Source organism: Tenebrionibacter intestinalis, assembly GCF_016632365.1.
Lineage (GTDB): Bacteria > Pseudomonadota > Gammaproteobacteria > Enterobacterales > Enterobacteriaceae > Tenebrionibacter > Tenebrionibacter intestinalis.
In genome coordinates this window covers 1-342 of sequence record NZ_JAEPBH010000196.1, presented here as the reverse complement: position 1 = coordinate 342, position 342 = coordinate 1, and the positions used below count along the sequence as shown (strand labels likewise).

Here is a 342-nt window from a genome sequence, read left to right as displayed (position 1 = left end):
AGCATGCTCAGCGGCATGAACAGCAGCGGGCATGCTGAGAGCGCCACATCGTCCGCCATCAGTGGCGGCAGCATTATTATCCGGGATAAGGCGAACCAGCAGCAGAGCATCGACGACCTGTCCCGTGATACGGCAAACGCCAGCGGCCGCCTCGACGCCATCTTTGATAAAGAGAGAGAGCAGCAGCGGCTGGAGGAAGCGCAGCTTATCAGCGATATCGGCACGCAGGTCTCCGATATTGCGCGCACGGAAGATGCCATCGCCGCTGCGCAGAAAGCCAGCGAAAAACGCCAGAGCGCCACGCAGGAAGAGCGCGGGGCGGCGAAAGCGGAATGGGAACAG

1 pseudogene is annotated in these 342 nt (G+C 61.4%); it reads left to right on the top strand.

Going from position 1 to position 342, the window contains the following annotated elements:
- A pseudogene (locus JJB97_RS18445) lies at positions 1-342 on the top strand (hemolysin); the annotation flags it as partial.